Genomic DNA, 1,159 nt, shown 5'->3' with positions numbered 1-1,159 from the left:
AAGCTGAGGACAGGACAGCAGCATCGTTGGTACCGGTGATTGTGACAGTTGCAGTCTGGTCAACGGCGCCACCATGACCGTCGTCGATGGTGTAGTTCACCTCAATGACGAGCTCTTCACCCGCGGCCAGATAATCAAACGCGGAAGAACTTGGATCTACAGACAGAGAGTTACCCGTTAGAACCAGCCCGGTAGGGACATCCTCACCGCCGTTATAGGTCACCAACTGCACTGTATGAGTATCGGCCGTATCCAGATCGGCAAGGCCGGTGAGCAGATCGAGTTCGTAAGCAACATCGGCTTCGACACTGGAGCTGCTCAGCGCGCTAGCGACTGTCGGGATGTCGTTGGTGCCGGTGATGGTGATGGTCGCTGTTTGAGCAACCGACCCTGCAGTGCCGTGCGGGCCTGCATAACTATCGGTCACACTGTAAGACGCAACGATGACCAGTTTTTGCCCGGCTTGCAGGTAGTCGAAGACATTGCTCTCAGGGTTTATTTGCAGCGAATTACCCATTTGAACCACGCCAGCTGGCAGGTCGACGCCCGAGTTGCCGGTTGCAACGCCATTTACTGTATAGGTAATACCAGTCGCTGACAGAGCATCCATCTCGGCATCGGAAGCGTTGGTGAGCAGATTCAGCAGGTAAATGGTTTCACCTTCTTGATCTTCGCTGGTGATAGCCGCGGAAACGACCGGCGCCTCGTTAGATCCAGTGATGGTGATGGTGGCGGTCTGTGCGACCGTTGCCCCATCGCCATCATTCATGGTGTAACCAACGACGACTGTAGTCGAAACGCCTCTCGCCAGGTCCAGGTAGCTACTCGGGTCGACGCTCAGCGTGCTGTCGGTGAGGGTAAAGCCAGCTGGCGCTGTGCCCGTTGCACCACCTCCGTTCACGTTGTAGGTCACACCTGTAACGCTTAGGGGTGAAGAGTCGACATCATTGGCGCTAGCAAGCAGATCAACCTCAGTCGGCGCGGCGTTGTCGTAAACAGCTTCCGTGATCGCACTTCCGATTGTTGGTGCATCGTTGGTGCCGGTGATGGTCACTTCCACAGTAGTAGTGGTGCCGTCAGCCGCGGTAACGGTGAAGGTGTCAGTGAGGACGTCGAGAACGTTCAGACCGTCGAAGGCTTCATTGGCCACGTAGGTCCA

Annotated in this window: 1 protein-coding gene; it reads right to left on the bottom strand. The window is 56.2% G+C overall.

All coding sequences use genetic code 11. From position 1 onward, the window contains the following. A partial coding sequence (locus tag RT21_RS22825) for a VCBS domain-containing protein (RefSeq protein ID WP_256203916.1) occupies positions 1 to 1,150 on the bottom strand: 1,150 nt, incomplete at its 3' end. Between the last annotated feature and the right edge of the window lie 9 nt (positions 1,151 to 1,159).

The sequence above is a fragment of the Pseudomonas sp. 10B238 genome (genome assembly GCF_000970615.1).
In the GTDB taxonomy this organism is placed as follows: Bacteria; Pseudomonadota; Gammaproteobacteria; order Pseudomonadales; family Pseudomonadaceae; genus Stutzerimonas.
Note: the sequence above shows the minus strand (reverse complement) of the source record. Positions and strands in the feature narration are given on the sequence as shown.